Consider the following 16308-nt stretch of genomic DNA (forward strand, 5'->3'; position numbering starts at 1 on the left):
TGTTGGCCGCTACTATGATCTTAGGATTATATTGCTTAGTGCTGACAAGACTGCCTTGCTTGGCCTTATTTTGCCCATAACATAAGGTCTACCTTGCTATACCTAACTGCTTTGCAGTCGCTAAAGTAGGACCCTTACTTACTGCCTGCTATCTTATGTCGCTTAGCTTAACCGATGACACGCCGCGACCATCAAATAATATTAATTTTATAACTGAACTTCTCTGCTAGCCCATAGGATTCTCTATATTCGATAGGATCGCCTTCTAGATTTTTAGCGATACGGCATACCTTAACCAAGCTTTCTTGCTCAGCATTGCCTAAATAAGGGTCACTGTGATCGGTTATAAAAAACAGTATCTCTATGGCAGACGACACAAACTGGCCACACTTTTTATAGTAAAACGGATAGAGAAGATTCTCAAAATCTTCAGTGTCTAAGGTTGCAAAGGCTTCGTAACGACTCTTAGGTAACCAAATCCTTTCACTCAACAAGACTTTATCTTCAACCATACGCATACGTTCTATATAAATTAAAGCTTCGTTTTTACCTATATTTAGTTTTTCATTAATATCATCAATACCATCTATTACCATGATTTTTTTGACTACGCCCGTCGGTGTGTCATAGCAAGCGTCTTTATCACGGAACTTAAAAAATCTTAATAATGAGCTTTCAAAATCTGGACGCTTTAAAAAAGTGCCTTTGCCTTGCTGCTTTATTAAAACCCCCTCTTCTACTAATTTTTCGACAGCTTTACGAACAGTTCCTACCGATACCTCATATTTATCTGCAAACTCCTGTTCCGTAGGTAAAGGCGTACTTTCATCCCATTTACTCTCTGTCAATAACGTCTGTATGTTCCAACGCACTTGCTCATAGCGTGGGATTTTGAAATCTTTAAAATTATTTAACATTTTTTTTCACCACAATGGAAAGGTTTTTATTAATTGTCTCAATCTCGTCAAGCGTTGCTATTACTGTAAAAATCAGGACATACCGAATCACTTTAATATTAATATTCACCTATGTACTGGTGGTCAATTTTATCTAATTAACGTCATCTTTTTTGCTATCATTCTACTCAATCAGATACACTTTTAAAGCTTAGATAAGCTTCTAATCTAGAAAGCTATCCGTCAATATTAGCGTAATGCTCTTTACTCTGTAAAAACTGCTATGGTTTTTTATAGAATTCATACAGTTCAGGTCAAGGGGTAGTCGTGACTCTTTATATTCTAGCCGCCATCGTAATATGTATCATTTTGGGCTATATCACTAAAATCAATATTGGCCTATTTGCTATTGCCTTTTCATACCTTATCGGTTGTTTTGGTATGGGGCTGAAGTCATATGAAATTATTGAGCTATGGCCTATCAAGATTTTCTTCGTTATTTTTGCCGTGACTCTTTTCTACAATTTTCCTTTAGCTAATGGTGCTTTAGAAAAGCTATCCAATCATTTAATCTATAAGTGCCGTCACTTTCCCGCATTCTTACCGTTAATTATTTTCTTTGTGGCCACGATTATTGCAGGCTTAGGGGCTGGTTATTATACAGTCTTAGCTACTATGGCACCGATGATCTTGCTGTTGTCTAAACGCACTAACTTGAATCTTGTCATTGCTACTTTATCGGTTAACTATGGTGCTTTAGCTGGCGCTAACTTTATCACCTCACAAAGCGGTGTTATTTTTAGAGAGCTTATGCGCGGCGCAGGCGTCGCAAATGATAATACTTTTACTTATGTATTGGGAATCTTCGCTGTTACTTTTTTAATGCCTGTGATTGTATTGGGCGGTTACAGCTTGATCAATGCCAAAAACAGCAAAATCGCGATTCAAACGACCGTACCAGAACCCTTTGATAGTAAGCAAAAACAATCTCTTATACTGATTTTTATTATGATGGCTATTGTACTTATTGTGCCCATTTTAAATCTACTCATGCCACAAGTATCAGCGGTTCAATTTTTGAACGCTCGGATTGACATTGGTTTTATCGCCATTTTTTTTGCTTTAGTGAGCTTATTTTTGAAGCTAGGCGATGAAAAAGCAGTGATTGCTTTAATACCTTGGAATACCCTCATTATGATTTGTGGTGTCGGTATGTTAATCAGCCTCGGAGTGGAAATAGGCGTTATTTATGAGCTGACAGAATGGCTAAGTACCAACGTACCCATCTGGATGATACCGATTTTAGTCTTTGTTATTAGCGCCATTATGTCGATATTTGCCAGTACACTCGGGGTAGTCGCTCCTACCTTATTTCCTATGGTGCTGCCTCTAGCCGTTGCCTCTGGACTAAGCCCTTTATTACTATTTACCTGTATCGTTGTGGGAGCACAAAGCTCATCACTATCCCCTTTCTCATCAGGAGGTAGTCTGATGTTAGGCGCCTCTCAAGTCGTTATAGACAAAGGCAAGCTTTTTAATGCGCTCTTATTCAGGGCTGTGCCCTTAGATATTGGTATTGGAATACTCGCAATTCTAATTATCCAGTTCATTTTTTAACGGCTCATAAGTAAAATATACCGTGGTTTTTTAATATTTTTACACCTGCTTGCTATAGCTTGATCCCAAAATATCTATTCTTCCCACTAAATACATAACTACTTAAATCTTTATCACAGCATCATAATGATACTGATATCAATGTGACTCTCAGTATATTTGGATATTTTATACCGCCGATACCTTTCCATATTTACTTGTTTTCATTAACAAAACCATCTCCGTTAATGAAAATTAGGATATTTTCTTTTATCTTTCACATTGATAAAAGAAGACCAATAATTAATCTTTGAGTCAATATATTACTATAAAATTCATATATACATACATATGTTTCTTGTCATTTACAAAATATTCTGTTACTTTTACATAGTGACAAAAAAACATATTTTGACGAAGTTTAGTAACCTCGTTAATGAGGTCGTAGCTTGACCTGTAATAACTCTATTTATTTTGATCAAAATCCTCTTGAATTTTTACTGTGAAAATACACACAAGGAGTGTCGTGTGAAAAAGTTATCTTATCTGGCTCTTGGCCTGTCTATCCTATCTTTGACCGCTTGTAACAAGCCAAACGAAACTGCCAGTACAGATGCGACTGCCGCAGACGGCTCAAGTGAGCTAACCGCACCTTCACGTCCGGAATGTATTGCACCTGCCAAACCAGGCGGCGGCTTTGACTTGACTTGTAAGCTTGCTCAGGCGGGCTTAAAAGAGACGGGTATCCTAAAAGATCCTATGCGGGTTACCTATATGCCAGGTGGCGTAGGTGCTGTTGCTTATAACAAGATTGTTGCTAATGATCGCGCTAACGGCAATGCCATTATTGCGTTCTCCACTGGTTCTATCCTCAATTTATCGCAGGGTAAATTTGGTAAATTCACTGAAAAAGATGTGAAATGGCTGGCGGGTGTCGGTACTGATTATGGCGCAGTCGCCGTCAATGCTGATTCACCGATTAAAGATCTAGCAGGCTTGGTAGCTGAGCTCAAAAAGAACCCTAAAGCTATCAGCTTTGGTGCTGGCGGTAGTGTTGGTGGTCAAGATTGGATGCAAACCGCTATCTTAGCCAAAGCAGTTGGCGTCAATCCTAGTGATATGACTTATGTTGCGATGGAAGGTGGCGGTGAGGCCATAACAGCGGTAATGGGCAATCATATTACAGCCGTTAGTGCGGGTATTGCTGAGATTATGCCACAAGCCACTGCTGGTAAGCTGCGTGTACTAGCCGTATTTGCAGATGAAAGGTTGGGTGGCTCTATGGCCGATATTCCTACTGCAAAAGAGCAAGGCTACGATGTAACTTGGCCAGTTGTCCGTGGCTTCTATATGGGACCAGACGTTAGCCCTAGCGCTTATAATTGGTGGAAACAGGCCTTTGATAAAATGCTTGCTGATCCAAAATTCGCTGAGATACGTGAGCAGCAAGAATTACTACCATTTGCTATGACTGGCGAAGAGCTACAAGCATACGTTTATAAGCAGACGGGTGAGTTACGTGAATTGTCTGCTGAATATGGTCTTGTTGAAGCTGAAGCAAAATAGCAATATTAAGACTCAATTATTTAATTGATTGACTATTAAAGCTTTATCGTACTTTTAAAAGGCTGACAAAAGATGAATATGTCAGCCTTTTTGCCCCAAAATTCAAGGAGTCTCCTTATGACAATGGAACGTCTGTTTTCTGGGATAATGGCCCTGGTTAGTTTATTCTTAATATACTTAGCGATCGGTTATGTAGCCCCTATTGCTTATGATCCGATTGGTCCTCGTCCTTACCCTATTTTAATCTTTTCATTGCTGGCATTTGGCGCTTTAGTGGTCGCTTTTCGTCCAGCACGTTTTACTAAGCCTATTGAACTGGGGCTTACTAAACCAATCATCAAAAATCTAGTGCTTTGTGCACTCGCTTTATTAGTCTACGGTCTTATTTTTGAAGACTTAGGCTTTATTCTTTCTACTATCATAATGTCTTTTGCAGTAGGTTTGCTGTTTGCAGGTAATCCGCTCAAAAGTCTTGTCTTCTCAGTTTTAATCAGTATTGGCCTATATGTCTTATTTGACATATTTTTAGATGTCAAATTACCACTCGGATTGTTGTCAGGGATAATAGGATAGCCAATATGGATACTTTCGATTTTTTGATGCATGGCTTTGCTATCGCATCCACCCCAAAGAACTTACTGATTGCACTGATCGGTGCTTTTTTAGGTACGATTGTGGGCATGTTGCCGGGTCTTGGTCCGATCAACGGTGTGGCAATATTGCTGCCTTTCGCCTTTGCACTTGGCTTACCACCAGAGAGCGCGCTCATTCTGCTTGCAGCCGTTTACCTTGGCTGTGAATACGGTGGTCGTATTTCTGCCATTCTCATTAATGTACCCGGTGATGCCGGTGCTATTATGACGACTTTGGATGGTTATCCACTGGCAAAGCAAGGCAAGGCTGGTATTGCCTTGTCTTTATCGGCTGTTAGCTCTTTTGTTGGCGCCACTATCGCGACAATCGGTGTGGTACTATTTGCCCCTTTATTAGCCAAGTGGGCAATCTCATTCGGACCCGCTGAATACTTTGTATTGATGGTATTTGCGATTACCTGCCTAAGCGGTTTGGTGGGTGATCAACCTGTTAAAACGGGCATTGCCGCGTTAATTGGTCTTGGTCTAGCAACGGTCGGTGTCGATGCCGTGACTGGTATTTACCGCTTTACCTTTGATTCTGTCAACTTGTCTGATGGTATTCAATTTACCACCATTGTTATTGGTTTCTTTAGTGTGAGTGAGATCTTAATCTTGCTCGAAAAAACTACTACTGGTCACAAGGTCATTGAACAAGGTAAGCGCAGTTTATTAAATTTTAAAGAGTTTACTTTTACACTAGGCGCTATGATACGTAGTGGCCTAATGGGCTTTGTGGTTGGTATTTTACCAGGTGCAGGGGCTACCATTGCCAGTGCCATGACCTATGCCAGTGAACGTAAAATCGCTGGTGATACCGGTACCTTCGGTGACGGTGATCTTCGTGGCGTCGCGTCACCAGAGGCGGCAAATAATGCCTCAGCTTGTGGATCATTTGTGCCAATGCTGACGTTAGGCGTACCAGGTTCTGGTACAACAGCGGTCATGATGGGTGCCCTAACTTTATATAACATTACACCAGGTCCGCAGTTATTTACTGAGCAGCCAGATATCGTTTGGGGTCTTATCGCCTCTTTGTTTATCTGTAACGTCATTTTGTTAATTATGAACATACCCTTGGTTGGTTTGTTTGCCAAATTACTTGATGTGCCAAATTATATATTAATACCAGGCATCGCTGCCGTCAGCTTCGTTGGGGTATATTCAATCCATAGCACAACCTTTGACTTGGTATTTATGGTAGCGCTTGGTATCTTCGGTTATTTCTTACGTAAATTAAACTTCCCGTTGTCAGCGCTTATTTTGGGCTATGTATTGGGTGAGCTAATGGAATCTAATTTAAGACGCGCCTTGTCTATTTCTCAAGGGGAGCTGAGTATTCTATGGAGCAGTCCTATTACTGTCGTACTATGGTTATTGGCTATTTTAATGGTCTTTATGCCTGTGATACGCAGTATCTACCGCAGAAAATTTAAGCCTGCTGTTTAGGTTCTAGCTATTCTATTATAAAAATACTTTACCTGCGGTGGTTGTGCTCTATGTATGACCGCCGTTTTTTTACATCGAGCAATGTATACCCTTTAAATACCCCATTCAAAACCACTGTATTGGTCACTGCCTCTTTTTTTGAGTCATTCAGAGCTGATTAAAGAATTATGAATATAGAGTGATACGAGCAGAGATTTTCTGCTACAGCCTATATTTTATAGACAAAAAAAGCCCCAGTCGTTAAACTGGGGCTTTCTAAATTTGGTAGGCATAAGCAGACTCGAACTGCTGACCTCTACCATGTCAAGGTAGCGCTCTAACCAACTGAGCTATACGCCTATTTAGGTCATGCATTTTAGCAAGTTTTTAAAACTTTGCAAGCCTTTTCTATCACAATATTAGGTTATTATTAGAATACTTAATTTTAAGCTTTATAATGAAGCACTTAAGAAAATCAGGCGTTTCTAAATAGAAACGCCACTATCTAAGATATCTCATACCTTGTAGATTTTTAATATCATAAAAACATAACTTTTTAATAAAGACTATCACATGACTTTACGCATTCACGCCTTATTTCATACAGATTACGAAGACCTCAGTTATATTAAGCACTGGGCAAATAATCATCAGCATACGATTACCTACAACCGCTCTTATAATCAAGACGCCTTACCAGCGCGCGACAGTTTTGATTGGTTAATCGTAATGGGCGGGCCAATGAGTGTCCATGATGAGGACGACCATCCTTGGTTGATAGATGAAAAACGGCTGATTAAACAAAGTATAGACAGCGGGAAAACAGTGATTGGTGTGTGTTTAGGCGCCCAGCTTATTGCGCATTGTTTGGGCGCCAACGTGCAGCCAGCGCGCGTAAAAGAAATCGGCTGGCTACCTATTCAGTTGACTAAAGACGCTCAAGCGCATCCTTTATTACAAGACTTGCCAAAACAGCCCTTTACCGTCTTTCATTGGCATGGCGATGGTTTTAAATATCCACAAGGAGCGATTCCTTTAGCGACGTCAGCAGCATGGCCCAATCAAGGCTTTCTTTATCAAACGCCGCGGCATAAAGCGCTCGGTACTTGGGTCATGGCCTGGCAATGTCATTTTGAGGTGACTAAAGAAAGCATTGTTAAGATGGTAGCAAATGGCAACAACGCCATCCAAAAAGGGCTTGTCACCTATCCCAAAACGGTACAATCAGCGGCTGAGATAATTGCGCTTGGCGATAAATATATCACCGATAACAATGCGCGCTTAGCAGCCATGCTCAATCGTATGGTAAAGACTACTAATATTTAAACATAATTTCTGAAAACCAAAAACTCAACGGTTTATCTGCTTTTTGCGTTTTTTAGCGGCTAACTCGTTTTGCTCAATTTCTAGCGGCGTTAAACCATTTTTCTTACCTTTAAGATAGCTAAGATAAGCGGGGATATGGGTCTTGCCCAAGTATTTATCCAAGTAAGGTAAAAACCCCGCATAATTGCCTTTAAATTTGGCATGATGAAAGTCATGATAAACAGGGCCTTCGTACACAGGTAATAAATGCGCGGGATTCCACGGAATATCGTAGCCAATATGCCCATCCGCGCCCTCGATTTGACGTAGAATCACCCACATCCAGACCACATAGATATGCGTCCCTAGAATGATTGGACCCACTAACGTCAGCGACGCCGTCAATGAATACTCAACCCAATGCATATAATTGCCATTGATACCGCAAGTATTACGAATGCGGTGGTGCACACTATGGATATTTCTTAGCAGCCATTTATTTTCATGCATATAACGGTGCATACAATAGTATAAAAAATCATCAAGCAGCACGAAAAAAATCAACTGGGCGATGATAATATACCAAACCGGCATCTCACCATTATGAACGCCGGTCAGCTCTAATAGCGGCCAAGCCAGCACCAATAGTGCGGCTAAAACAATGTTATTAACAATGATGCGACCGATAGAAGGTAATAAAAACTGTTTCATCTCAAACGGTTTTTGTTGAATCTTATACTTACGCAAGGATATGGGGTCGCGCCAAGCAACTATTGTCCACGGAATAGCGACTGCTAGAAAGGCTACCGTGCTGATTGCAAGCGTCGCCATGGGGAACTGCCAAAACCAAGGGTCGTTATAAAACCCTTGCCAATATGAAAACACATCCATATGTCACCTATTGAACATTACGTTTGCAGGTAAAAAGCTTTGAAAGCAAATGAAGAGACTGAGAACCTTTATAAGTGGTTAATAATACCAACATAAGTTAGTTAATATATCACTATCTTAGCGTTTATCTGGTATAGATGTCGCCATTTTTACTCCGCCATATGTGACTAATACGACACCTAGCGCTATCAATGAAGCGCCTAAAAACAGCCCTTCTGGCGGACTCTCCCCTTGCAAGAAAATGGCAACAGGTACACCAACGACCGCTCCGACCGAACCTAATAAGCTGAGTAGCACTGGGCCGCCCGTTTTTTGTAGTAAGAATAATAGTAAGAACTGACCAGAAAAAACGAATGCCTGCACCACAATCAACCCTAACGGTAATATCTCTGTCGGCGGCACTGCCAGTGAAAAGTGCGGCATGATACTGACTAAGCCCAGGAGCATTGAGGCCGCTATGAGCATACCGGGTGCAAGCGCGCTTGGCGAAAGATTATTTGGCCAATATAAGGTGCGATAAATATTGCCAATCGCCAGCAGTACCGGGCCAAAAAGCGCAAGACCAATCCAAAAGACACTGGCATCAGGCGTGGAAAATTTACGCGCCGCTAGTACCCCTACTCCAGCAAGTGCAGCGAACACGCCAAGTGCGCGCAGCTTAGTAAAGCGCTCTACTTTTAAGATGATGGCTGCCAGATACGTCAGGAGCGGCGGCAGCGAAATAATCAGCGCGACAAAACCTGCGCCAACATGTGGAATAGCGGAGAAAAAGATTAGATTGGAGCCTGCCACACTGACTAATGCGGCAACCAAATAATAGCTCAGCGTTGCTTTACTTAAAGGCGGCAGCTCATGACGTAGAAATGCATAACTAAATAAAATAAACGCCGCGCCAGTAATGGACCAAAACAGAAATGCTAGCGGCGTCAGACCTACTTCGCCGGCAAACTTTGCTAGATTGGTAGAAATACCGATCAATCCACCACCAGCGATGAGACATAACACAGGAATGAGCCACGCTTTTTTACCCTCAGCCATACCTTGCTGCGCTGACTCATTCATAGACTACCTTAACCTTAAAAAAGCGATTTGATTCATCATAGTCAGCCCCATTATTTTGGCCTAGCGTTCAAACAGTTGGATAAATTTTATGTCACCAAGATAGATTAGCGCTCACGCCAATGCAACCACAAACGGGTATCAAGCTCAAACTGATGATAATCAGGTTCCATATGACAGCATAGCTGATAAAAGGCCTTGTTATGTTCTTGCTCCTTAAAATGTGCCAGCTCATGCACCACGATCATACGCAAAAACTCAGGCGGTGCTTCCTTAAATAGGCTTGCCACCGTGATGCTATTGTGCGATTTCAGCTTACTGCCTTGCACGCGTGATTGATAAGTATGTATGCCAAGTGCATGTTTGAGCACAGCAAGTTTACTATTATAAGTCACTTGCGACAGCGGGCTACTTTTACGCATATACTGATTTTTGATGTCGTTAATATAATGATACAGCGCTTTATCGCTTTGTATTTGATGGCGATCAGGATAATTCTTATCCAAATAATCGCCCAATCTGCCACTACTAATAAGAGTCGCCGCTTGGCTTTGAATCTGCTCAGAGTAATGAGCGATATACTTTAATGTGGTCAATATGTCACCGTTTTTATCTTTGACGTTTTATCTTTTAAATTGTGAGTTATAGATGTTTTTTGCTTTTAAGTCGTGCGCACGCTCTCATATTGTATGATCAATGATTAATGCGCCACCGAATCAGACAACAAGTTCATCACCACCACACCGCCAACAATCATCGCAATACCAACCACGGCAGCGGTATCAAGCGTTTGCTTAAAGAAGAACAGCCCCACCAATGAGGTCAACACGATACCGAGCCCGCCCCATAACGCATAAGCAATACCGATGGGTATAGTTTTTATGGTTTGGGTTAATAAATAGAACGAAATTGCATAAAGCACCGTCATAATAAGCGTGGGAATAAAGCGCGTAAACTGCTCTGACTTGACTAAAAAAGTGGTGCCAATCACCTCACAAACAATAGCGATAGCAAGGTAACCGTAAGCAATCGTGGTTGGACTCATATTGAAGGTACCTATATCAGTTAAAACATTGGTTAAAACGTGTTGCTTGATAGCAAATAAAGTTAAAAAACAGCCAATTAAAGCCAAAACACTAAAGAAACGCTCGGCTGGCTATTTTATAGGTTTATATCAGTGCTTGAAATAGCGTTTTTAAGGTTTAAAGCAATGCAAAAATTTTATTTATTTTCAATGAGATGGTTTAATTAAACCGGCTAAAAGAGTGAAGCTTTACAATCTTTATCACAATTTGATTTTTTATATATTCTAGATGTATTGCATTAGGGTTGTTTATAAAAACATTCAATAAAGCATCTACTTTAAAAGTAATTATGCTCAACTTTCTATAGATTTTGATTATATTTATAATTTATCGTCTAATAAGGTTGACAGTCCGTAACTACTTGGCTAAAATGTGCCCCACATAACGCAAACAAGACAAGCAATCGCGCTCACCAAAGCCTTTGTAAAACTTGCGATAGTAACCGTTATAAACAACTTATTCTCCAATAGCTCAGTTGGTAGAGCAACGGACTGTTAATCCGTGTGTCCCTGGTTCGAGCCCAGGTTGGAGAGCCATATTATAAAAGACCTTCATCACTTATCTGATGGAGGTTTTTTTATGGTCGTAGCTTTTAGCCACTAATCGCATCGGTCTAAGGCCGCACAATATTAATACGGCCATGGTGTTCTTTTAGCGGCTTTTGTTGTATGGTAAGGTTAGCTATGACTGAGTCAGTTTTTCCCTGAGTGCTTTACTCCTACTCACTAAAAGTAATGGTTTATTATGATACCTGTGCGCATAAAAAATAAGTTCTCTGATCACCCGCAAAAAATCACGCGTCCGATCAGTATTCGCTTGTCTGAAGAGATGATTAGATTATTAGAGTCTACCTCGTCAGAGTTGGGCTTTAAACGTATTCAAGGACTAATTCGTCTTTATATTCGTCAAGGACTGGATCGCGATCATCAGGATTATACTCTAGCTCATGATGAAGTTTTTATCGAAAGTCTGCGTAAGCGCGGTGTCAGCCAACGTATTATTGATGAGGCGATTGTAGTGACTCATAATAATAACACTACTCACCCGTTGTCTGAATTGCAAGATAAATAGTAACGCTAATGGTTGGCTGATCATACATACAGAATAAAAAGACTAAGTTTGCTTAATAGCGCTTAGTCTTTTTTTTATTACTTAATTTGCTATTTAAGATATACCCTCCTCAATGGACCTAATAACGTCAAGTAGCTATTAGCGATAAACAAACATACAAAATTATCATAGGCGCTATATTGGTATAAAAGTTATTAGTATTTATATGGGTTGAGAAGGAGGCATATGATGATTGGTTTATATAAACGTGCACGCCATACAAGAAAAGCCATGTTATTGGCATTTACTTTGGCGATGCTACCTGTTATCAATGGCTGCTCACAGCCGCCAGCGGATCCAAGCAAGCAGACCATACCGACCAACTCTGACCAATGGCAAAAAAAGCTGGGCGATACGTTTGAGCGTTTGCCTGAAGGTGATAGACAGCTGCTAAGCCGCTATATGCTGCGTATGAAGCTCAGCGGGGCTTATGAATCGGGAGCAATGCCCCGTATCACCATTAAGCAAGCACTTATCCAACAGCGTGAGTATGAGCGCCTACATCCAAATAATCCAACCGGCAAAAAAAGCCCGATTGTAACCAGTCCACAATTAGATACTGCTAAGGCGCAGAATTACCCTGTTGCTTTGCTACCTGTCAAAACCAGTGATAGTGATAGCTTAAATCAAGTGAAGCTACCGTTTATGCTCTCAAACCACGGTAAAGTAGCGATTAAAAGCTTTAAAGGCAAGCTCACCATGAAAGAAGAGCATTTGACTAAAAGTAAAAGCTTTAATGTGCCGTTAACTCAGTTCAAACCACCAATCGAGCCGGAACAATCTGGCAAAATAATCATTGAAAGCAGTATTGAAGACATCAATGTCATGCGTGCGATTAAAAATAATACAGGGATAAGCATTGAGATTAGTAAAGGTAAGATAGTGTTAGTGGATGGGCAAGAAATTGAGTTTGATGAGCTGCTAACGAAATAAGCCGACGGTTATAAAACCTGTAAAAACATTGCATAAAAAAAGCCCCAATCAATTACTGATTAGGGCTTTTTCCGAATTTGGCGGAGACGGAGAGATTCGAACTCTCGAAGGGCTATTAACCCTTGTCGGTTTTCAAGACCGGTGCATTCAACCGCTCTGCCACGTCTCCATTGGTGCATCATTATATAGATATCATTAGATAATGCAAGCGGTTCATATTAAAAAAATGAAATTAATTCGCAGATGTTTTTAAATCAATGACTTACCGTTTGCTCAAAACGCCTTACTCAGCTTTTGACCTTAAACTATTTACTCAAAGCTATTTTATTTACCTGAAGCTAAGTGTAAGCACATATCAAGCAGCCTATTAGCATAGCCCCATTCATTATCATACCAAGCAAAGACTTTATACTGGTCGCCTACGTGCATAAGCTGTTGTCCATCGATAATGAGTGACTCCGTTTGATGGATAAAGTCACTTGAGACCAAGGGTTCATCAGTATAAGCCATGATATCAAGCAAATAACCTTTACTAGCAGCTTTAAGCACCTCACGAATCGCTTCTATACTGATGCCAGCTGTATCAAAGACAAAAGTAACATCAATCGCAGCCACGTCGATAGTGGGCACACGTATCGAGTGACCATTTATCTTGCCTATCATCGCTGGCAATACCCGTTCAGTCGCTGCGATACTACTGGAGGTGGTTGGAATGATATTATGGCCAGACGCACGCGCACGCCTTGGGTCGCGATGTGCTTGATCTAGTACGGTCTGATCCGCAGTCACGGCATGAATCTCAGTCATCATCGCTGACTTGACGCCAAACACTTTATCAAGGCTATCAATCAGCGGCACCAATGCCTGCGTGGTACAAGAAACGCTCGATATAATCGGTAGCGCACGCGTTAGCTCGTCAGTATTGACGCCCATAACGATACAAGCATCGACATCATCAAAGGGCGCTGCACCAATGATGACTTGCTGCGCGCCAGCTTCGATATGCAATTGCGCTTGTTCATAAGAGCGAAAATGTCCGGTACACTCTAGCACCACATCGACGCCTAATTCATGCCACGGTAAGTTTTTTGGGTCAGATTCCGAGAGCATTTTAATGCAGTACATTAAGTTGTTTTTAGTCAGACACAGCTGAGTGTCTTTGTTAATAGTGGTATTGCTATCATTTTTATCAGTATCAACTTCACCAATTACAATATCAGCGCTGACACCAAGTCGGCTTAAACGACCGTGCGTACTATCAAATTTTAATAGATGCAGCAGAATATCAGCCGGTGCCAAATCATTAATCGCCACCACATGAATAGCGCGCCCTAACACCTCAAAGCGCTCTAGCAAGGCACGCAGTACATTGCGCCCTATACGACCAAAACCATTGATAGCCACTCTCAGTGGCCGTGTGTGCTCGCCAGTCGCGTGCAAAAGTGTTGCTGCTTGCGAAATCGCGTCCAATTGATAGGTGGCGCTAGAAAAATCAGGCATAACGTCGGGTATAACATTGGGCATAACAAAGCATCGCTATAAAAAGTATCGCTATAAAGGGATATAAAAAAGAGTGGCGCGCTACATTGAACATTATCAGCGTGGTGACAGTATTTATTTAGAGATTTTTCTCACTGACTTGGTGCTATGGTGTAATAAAAATCAATGCCAAACGAATGGTATTATAGTCAATCGTTTGCTTAAGATGGTCAAAGATTGGGCGCAGCTTAATACTGCCATCATCATTAAAGTCATTTGGATTGTTAGCGACTTTAATCGCCACATAGGCATTACCCACTCCTGTCATCACCTCAGCATCGGGACGCAGATGATCACAGGCAAGGCTTGGGTCTTGAGATTTTAGATCGCCAATATGGCGCATAATGGTCGATTGCGACAGCTGACGCGCTTGCGATATTTCTGCAATAGATAAGCTTTCTTCCAATAAAATTCGGGTTGCGAGCAAGGTGCTGTCCGACTTATCAGAGACTTGATTGCCAAGTGTTTGTTTTTTATCTATTTGCGCTTGCTGCTGCTCACGGCGTTTTTTCTGCAGGTTGGCATAGGCATCAATCACCGACTTGCTCAAAGTTCCGCCTGACTTTAAAATAAATTTTTCATGCGCCTGCGTCATGCTTTCTTCATCGAGCATGGCATAATTGGCATCAGCCTCATCAGACAATGCTAAAAAGCGTTTGTCCGCGCCGCGTGCTAACGGATCGAGTTGCAGGCTCATGTCATTCATACCGAGCAGCTGTAGACCTGCCAGCGACTTTAGTCGTGACAATGCCACATAACCTTGACCCAACTCAAAGGTACGTGACAAATCAATCTCCGCTGCATCAAGGGTCATACCTTGCGATTTATGAATGGTAATCGCCCAAGCTAAGCATAATGGCACTTGCTCATAGCTTGCCAGCACGTCACCAGTCTCATCTTCGATAATCCATTCTTCCGGTTCAGCGATGACTTCACGACCAGAATTTAGCCTAACCACAGGCATTTTTTGCGTGCTTGGTTTTTTAACTTTTGGTTTATCTTTGTCTTTGGTAGTCTTTTTACTTTTGCCTTTTATATTCTTATCAGTATCACTTTCAGCACTGTCATCATCTTCAATTAAATCATCACTGTTGTCTTTACTGTCATCAATTTTAACCGCGGCAAAGCCTATCAGCTCGCCCATTGTGCCATTAGAGACACCAAGCTCGGTATTGTTTTTAATAAACATTACCTTGGCACCGACTTTTAATACCAAATCATCTTGGGTACGGACGGTCTTTTTTAGCGTCTCAACCAGTTTAGTGTCGCCCGTAGATGTGGCGGTAAAACGCATCATTTCGCCATCTAACGCGGCAAGCTCTTTATCATTGATGCTATTAACGTTGAGATTATGGGTATACAGACGGGTACGTTTGATATCAACATTTTGATCAAAGGTCGCCTCTAAAGCTGCAATCGCTTCAAACGTCACTTCTTGACGGCGAATTTGATTGAGAATATCGTCCAAATCAAGTCCGCCATTCGCAGCCTCGCTGACTTGCCGATGTTGCTCAGACAAGTAGCAAATATGAAACTTAGCATCGAGCCAAGCTTCAGACATAAAGGCAAATTTCTCACGGTTGGTCTCGCCTTTACTGCCAATCGGTGGCAGCTGGAAAAAGTCACCGGCAACGACGACTTGAATACCACCAAATGCTTTATCATTTTTACGTACATGTTTAAGGACTTGGCTGACCAAATTAATCTGCTTAGCATGCAGCATTGATATCTCATCAATGATGAGTACAGCCGTATCTTTTAAACGGTCTGCCAAAAACTGCTTACGTGATAAATTGCTTAAGTCGCGATCCGTTAGCTCATCCTTGATACCAATGCCCGACCAACTATGAATGGTCGTACCGTTCATGTGCGTGGCAGCGATACCCGTACTGGCAGTCACAGCAACCGGTACCCGGCGCGCGCGCAGATAATCAATATATTGATTGAGAGTATAAGTCTTACCTGAACCTGCTGAGCCAGTCAAAAACACGTTTTGACCCGTTTTTAAGATATCAAGAGCAGAAGATTGACGCATATATCCAAACCAATTTAGTTAATAGTAATAAGAAAAGGAGCTTAAGTACAAATTATGAGGGAAAAGCTGTCCACAATTATAACAGCTACGCCGGTTTTGCGAACCACTTTAACCCGCCAAGCTTACATAACCTAAAGTTATGTGATACAAAATATATCATTATAAAAAGTCATTATCGCTCAAAGCCAAAGCTCAGTACGATAGAGTCATAGCTTGGTCAGGAAGGCCAGGTA

14 protein-coding genes and 3 tRNA genes are annotated in these 16308 nt (G+C 41.4%); 8 read left to right on the forward strand and 9 right to left on the reverse strand.

Annotated elements, in window-relative coordinates:
• Window positions 1-191: 191 nt before the first annotated feature.
• A complete protein-coding gene (locus AC2FA3_RS00070; RefSeq protein ID WP_490507756.1) occupies window positions 192-917 on the reverse strand; it encodes a GntR family transcriptional regulator in 726 nt (241 codons plus the stop codon).
• A 306-nt stretch (window positions 918-1223) separates the two neighbouring features.
• Between AC2FA3_RS00070 and AC2FA3_RS00075 the strand changes: the two genes are divergently transcribed.
• The 4 genes from AC2FA3_RS00075 (at window position 1224) to AC2FA3_RS00090 (ending at window position 6139) form a co-directional block, all read left to right on the forward strand.
• Window positions 1224-2513, forward strand: coding sequence for an SLC13 family permease (locus AC2FA3_RS00075; RefSeq protein WP_490507757.1), 1290 nt, complete (start codon window positions 1224-1226; stop codon window positions 2511-2513).
• A 507-nt stretch (window positions 2514-3020) separates the two neighbouring features.
• Window positions 3021-4058, forward strand: coding sequence for a tripartite tricarboxylate transporter substrate binding protein (locus AC2FA3_RS00080; protein ID WP_201544936.1), 1038 nt, complete (start codon window positions 3021-3023; stop codon window positions 4056-4058).
• 117 nt (window positions 4059-4175) lie between these two features.
• On the forward strand, window positions 4176-4631 hold the full coding sequence (locus tag AC2FA3_RS00085; protein WP_201544934.1) for a tripartite tricarboxylate transporter TctB family protein: 456 nt from the start codon (window positions 4176-4178) through the stop codon (window positions 4629-4631).
• 5 nt (window positions 4632-4636) lie between these two features.
• The gene (locus AC2FA3_RS00090) at window positions 4637-6139 is read left to right on the forward strand and encodes a tripartite tricarboxylate transporter permease (protein ID WP_490507758.1); all 1503 of its coding nucleotides are present in this window, start codon (window positions 4637-4639) and stop codon (window positions 6137-6139) included.
• A gap of 262 nt (window positions 6140-6401) precedes the next feature.
• Here the strand turns inward: AC2FA3_RS00090 and AC2FA3_RS00095 are convergent.
• A tRNA-Val gene (locus tag AC2FA3_RS00095) sits at window positions 6402-6478 on the reverse strand.
• 213 nt (window positions 6479-6691) lie between these two features.
• Here AC2FA3_RS00095 and AC2FA3_RS00100 point away from each other — a divergent pair.
• Complete coding sequence (locus tag AC2FA3_RS00100; RefSeq protein ID WP_490507759.1) at window positions 6692-7444, forward strand: type 1 glutamine amidotransferase; 753 nt, start codon at window positions 6692-6694, stop codon at window positions 7442-7444.
• A 24-nt stretch (window positions 7445-7468) separates the two neighbouring features.
• Here AC2FA3_RS00100 and AC2FA3_RS00105 read toward each other — a convergent pair whose 3' ends face one another.
• The 4 genes from AC2FA3_RS00105 to AC2FA3_RS00120 form a co-directional block, all read right to left on the reverse strand.
• Window positions 7469-8314 (reverse strand): sterol desaturase family protein, encoded by an 846-nt coding sequence (locus AC2FA3_RS00105; RefSeq protein WP_490507760.1) that lies wholly within the window; start codon window positions 8312-8314, stop codon window positions 7469-7471.
• Between the two features lie 117 nt (window positions 8315-8431).
• Window positions 8432-9376 (reverse strand): DMT family transporter, encoded by a 945-nt coding sequence (locus tag AC2FA3_RS00110; protein ID WP_490507761.1) that lies wholly within the window; start codon window positions 9374-9376, stop codon window positions 8432-8434.
• A 104-nt stretch (window positions 9377-9480) separates the two neighbouring features.
• Complete coding sequence (locus tag AC2FA3_RS00115; protein WP_490507762.1) at window positions 9481-9969, reverse strand: M48 metallopeptidase family protein; 489 nt, start codon at window positions 9967-9969, stop codon at window positions 9481-9483.
• Window positions 9970-10073: 104 nt separating this feature from the next.
• A complete protein-coding gene (locus AC2FA3_RS00120; RefSeq protein ID WP_201544929.1) occupies window positions 10074-10418 on the reverse strand; it encodes a DMT family transporter in 345 nt (114 codons plus the stop codon).
• Between the two features lie 500 nt (window positions 10419-10918).
• On the opposite strand from AC2FA3_RS00120, the gene AC2FA3_RS00125 reads away from it, so the two are divergent.
• The 3 genes from AC2FA3_RS00125 (at window position 10919) to AC2FA3_RS00135 (ending at window position 12501) form a co-directional block, all read left to right on the forward strand.
• Window positions 10919-10994 (forward strand) — tRNA-Asn (locus tag AC2FA3_RS00125).
• A 217-nt stretch (window positions 10995-11211) separates the two neighbouring features.
• Entirely contained in the window at window positions 11212-11529 is a 318-nt protein-coding gene (locus AC2FA3_RS00130; RefSeq protein ID WP_490507763.1) for a hypothetical protein, read from the forward strand.
• Window positions 11530-11754: 225 nt separating this feature from the next.
• The gene (locus tag AC2FA3_RS00135) at window positions 11755-12501 is read left to right on the forward strand and encodes a hypothetical protein (RefSeq protein WP_490507764.1); all 747 of its coding nucleotides are present in this window, start codon (window positions 11755-11757) and stop codon (window positions 12499-12501) included.
• A gap of 78 nt (window positions 12502-12579) precedes the next feature.
• On the opposite strand, the gene AC2FA3_RS00140 is transcribed toward AC2FA3_RS00135, so the two are convergent.
• The 3 genes from AC2FA3_RS00140 to AC2FA3_RS00150 all read right to left on the reverse strand — a co-directional run bounded on the left by AC2FA3_RS00140 (window position 12580) and on the right by AC2FA3_RS00150 (window position 16075).
• Window positions 12580-12670, reverse strand: a tRNA-Ser gene (locus AC2FA3_RS00140).
• A gap of 155 nt (window positions 12671-12825) precedes the next feature.
• Window positions 12826-14025, reverse strand: coding sequence for a type I glyceraldehyde-3-phosphate dehydrogenase (locus AC2FA3_RS00145; protein WP_490507765.1), 1200 nt, complete (start codon window positions 14023-14025; stop codon window positions 12826-12828).
• Window positions 14026-14146: 121 nt separating this feature from the next.
• Window positions 14147-16075: an AAA family ATPase gene (locus AC2FA3_RS00150; protein ID WP_490507766.1), complete on the reverse strand. Its 1929-nt coding sequence runs from the start codon at window positions 16073-16075 to the stop codon at window positions 14147-14149.
• Window positions 16076-16308: the final 233 nt, after the last annotated feature.

This window comes from Janibacter sp. CoH_79_TC_3, from assembly GCF_058197955.1.

Excerpts from the sequence above, each read along its gene's own strand:
- AC2FA3_RS00070 (WP_490507756.1), bottom strand. The coding sequence starts at position 917 with ATGTTAAATAATTTTAAAGATTTCAAAATCCCACGCTATGAGCAAGTG.
- AC2FA3_RS00085 (WP_201544934.1), top strand. The coding sequence starts at position 4,176 with ATGACAATGGAACGTCTGTTTTCTGGGATAATGGCCCTGGTTAGTTTA.
- AC2FA3_RS00090 (WP_490507758.1), top strand. The coding sequence starts at position 4,637 with ATGGATACTTTCGATTTTTTGATGCATGGCTTTGCTATCGCATCCACC.
- AC2FA3_RS00100 (WP_490507759.1), top strand. The coding sequence starts at position 6,692 with ATGACTTTACGCATTCACGCCTTATTTCATACAGATTACGAAGACCTC.
- AC2FA3_RS00105 (WP_490507760.1), bottom strand. The coding sequence starts at position 8,314 with ATGGATGTGTTTTCATATTGGCAAGGGTTTTATAACGACCCTTGGTTT.
- AC2FA3_RS00110 (WP_490507761.1), bottom strand. The coding sequence starts at position 9,376 with ATGAATGAGTCAGCGCAGCAAGGTATGGCTGAGGGTAAAAAAGCGTGG.
- AC2FA3_RS00120 (WP_201544929.1), bottom strand. The coding sequence starts at position 10,418 with ATGAGTCCAACCACGATTGCTTACGGTTACCTTGCTATCGCTATTGTT.
- AC2FA3_RS00135 (WP_490507764.1), top strand. The coding sequence starts at position 11,755 with ATGATGATTGGTTTATATAAACGTGCACGCCATACAAGAAAAGCCATG.
- AC2FA3_RS00145 (WP_490507765.1), bottom strand. The coding sequence starts at position 14,025 with ATGCCCAATGTTATACCCGACGTTATGCCTGATTTTTCTAGCGCCACC.
- AC2FA3_RS00150 (WP_490507766.1), bottom strand. The coding sequence starts at position 16,075 with ATGCGTCAATCTTCTGCTCTTGATATCTTAAAAACGGGTCAAAACGTG.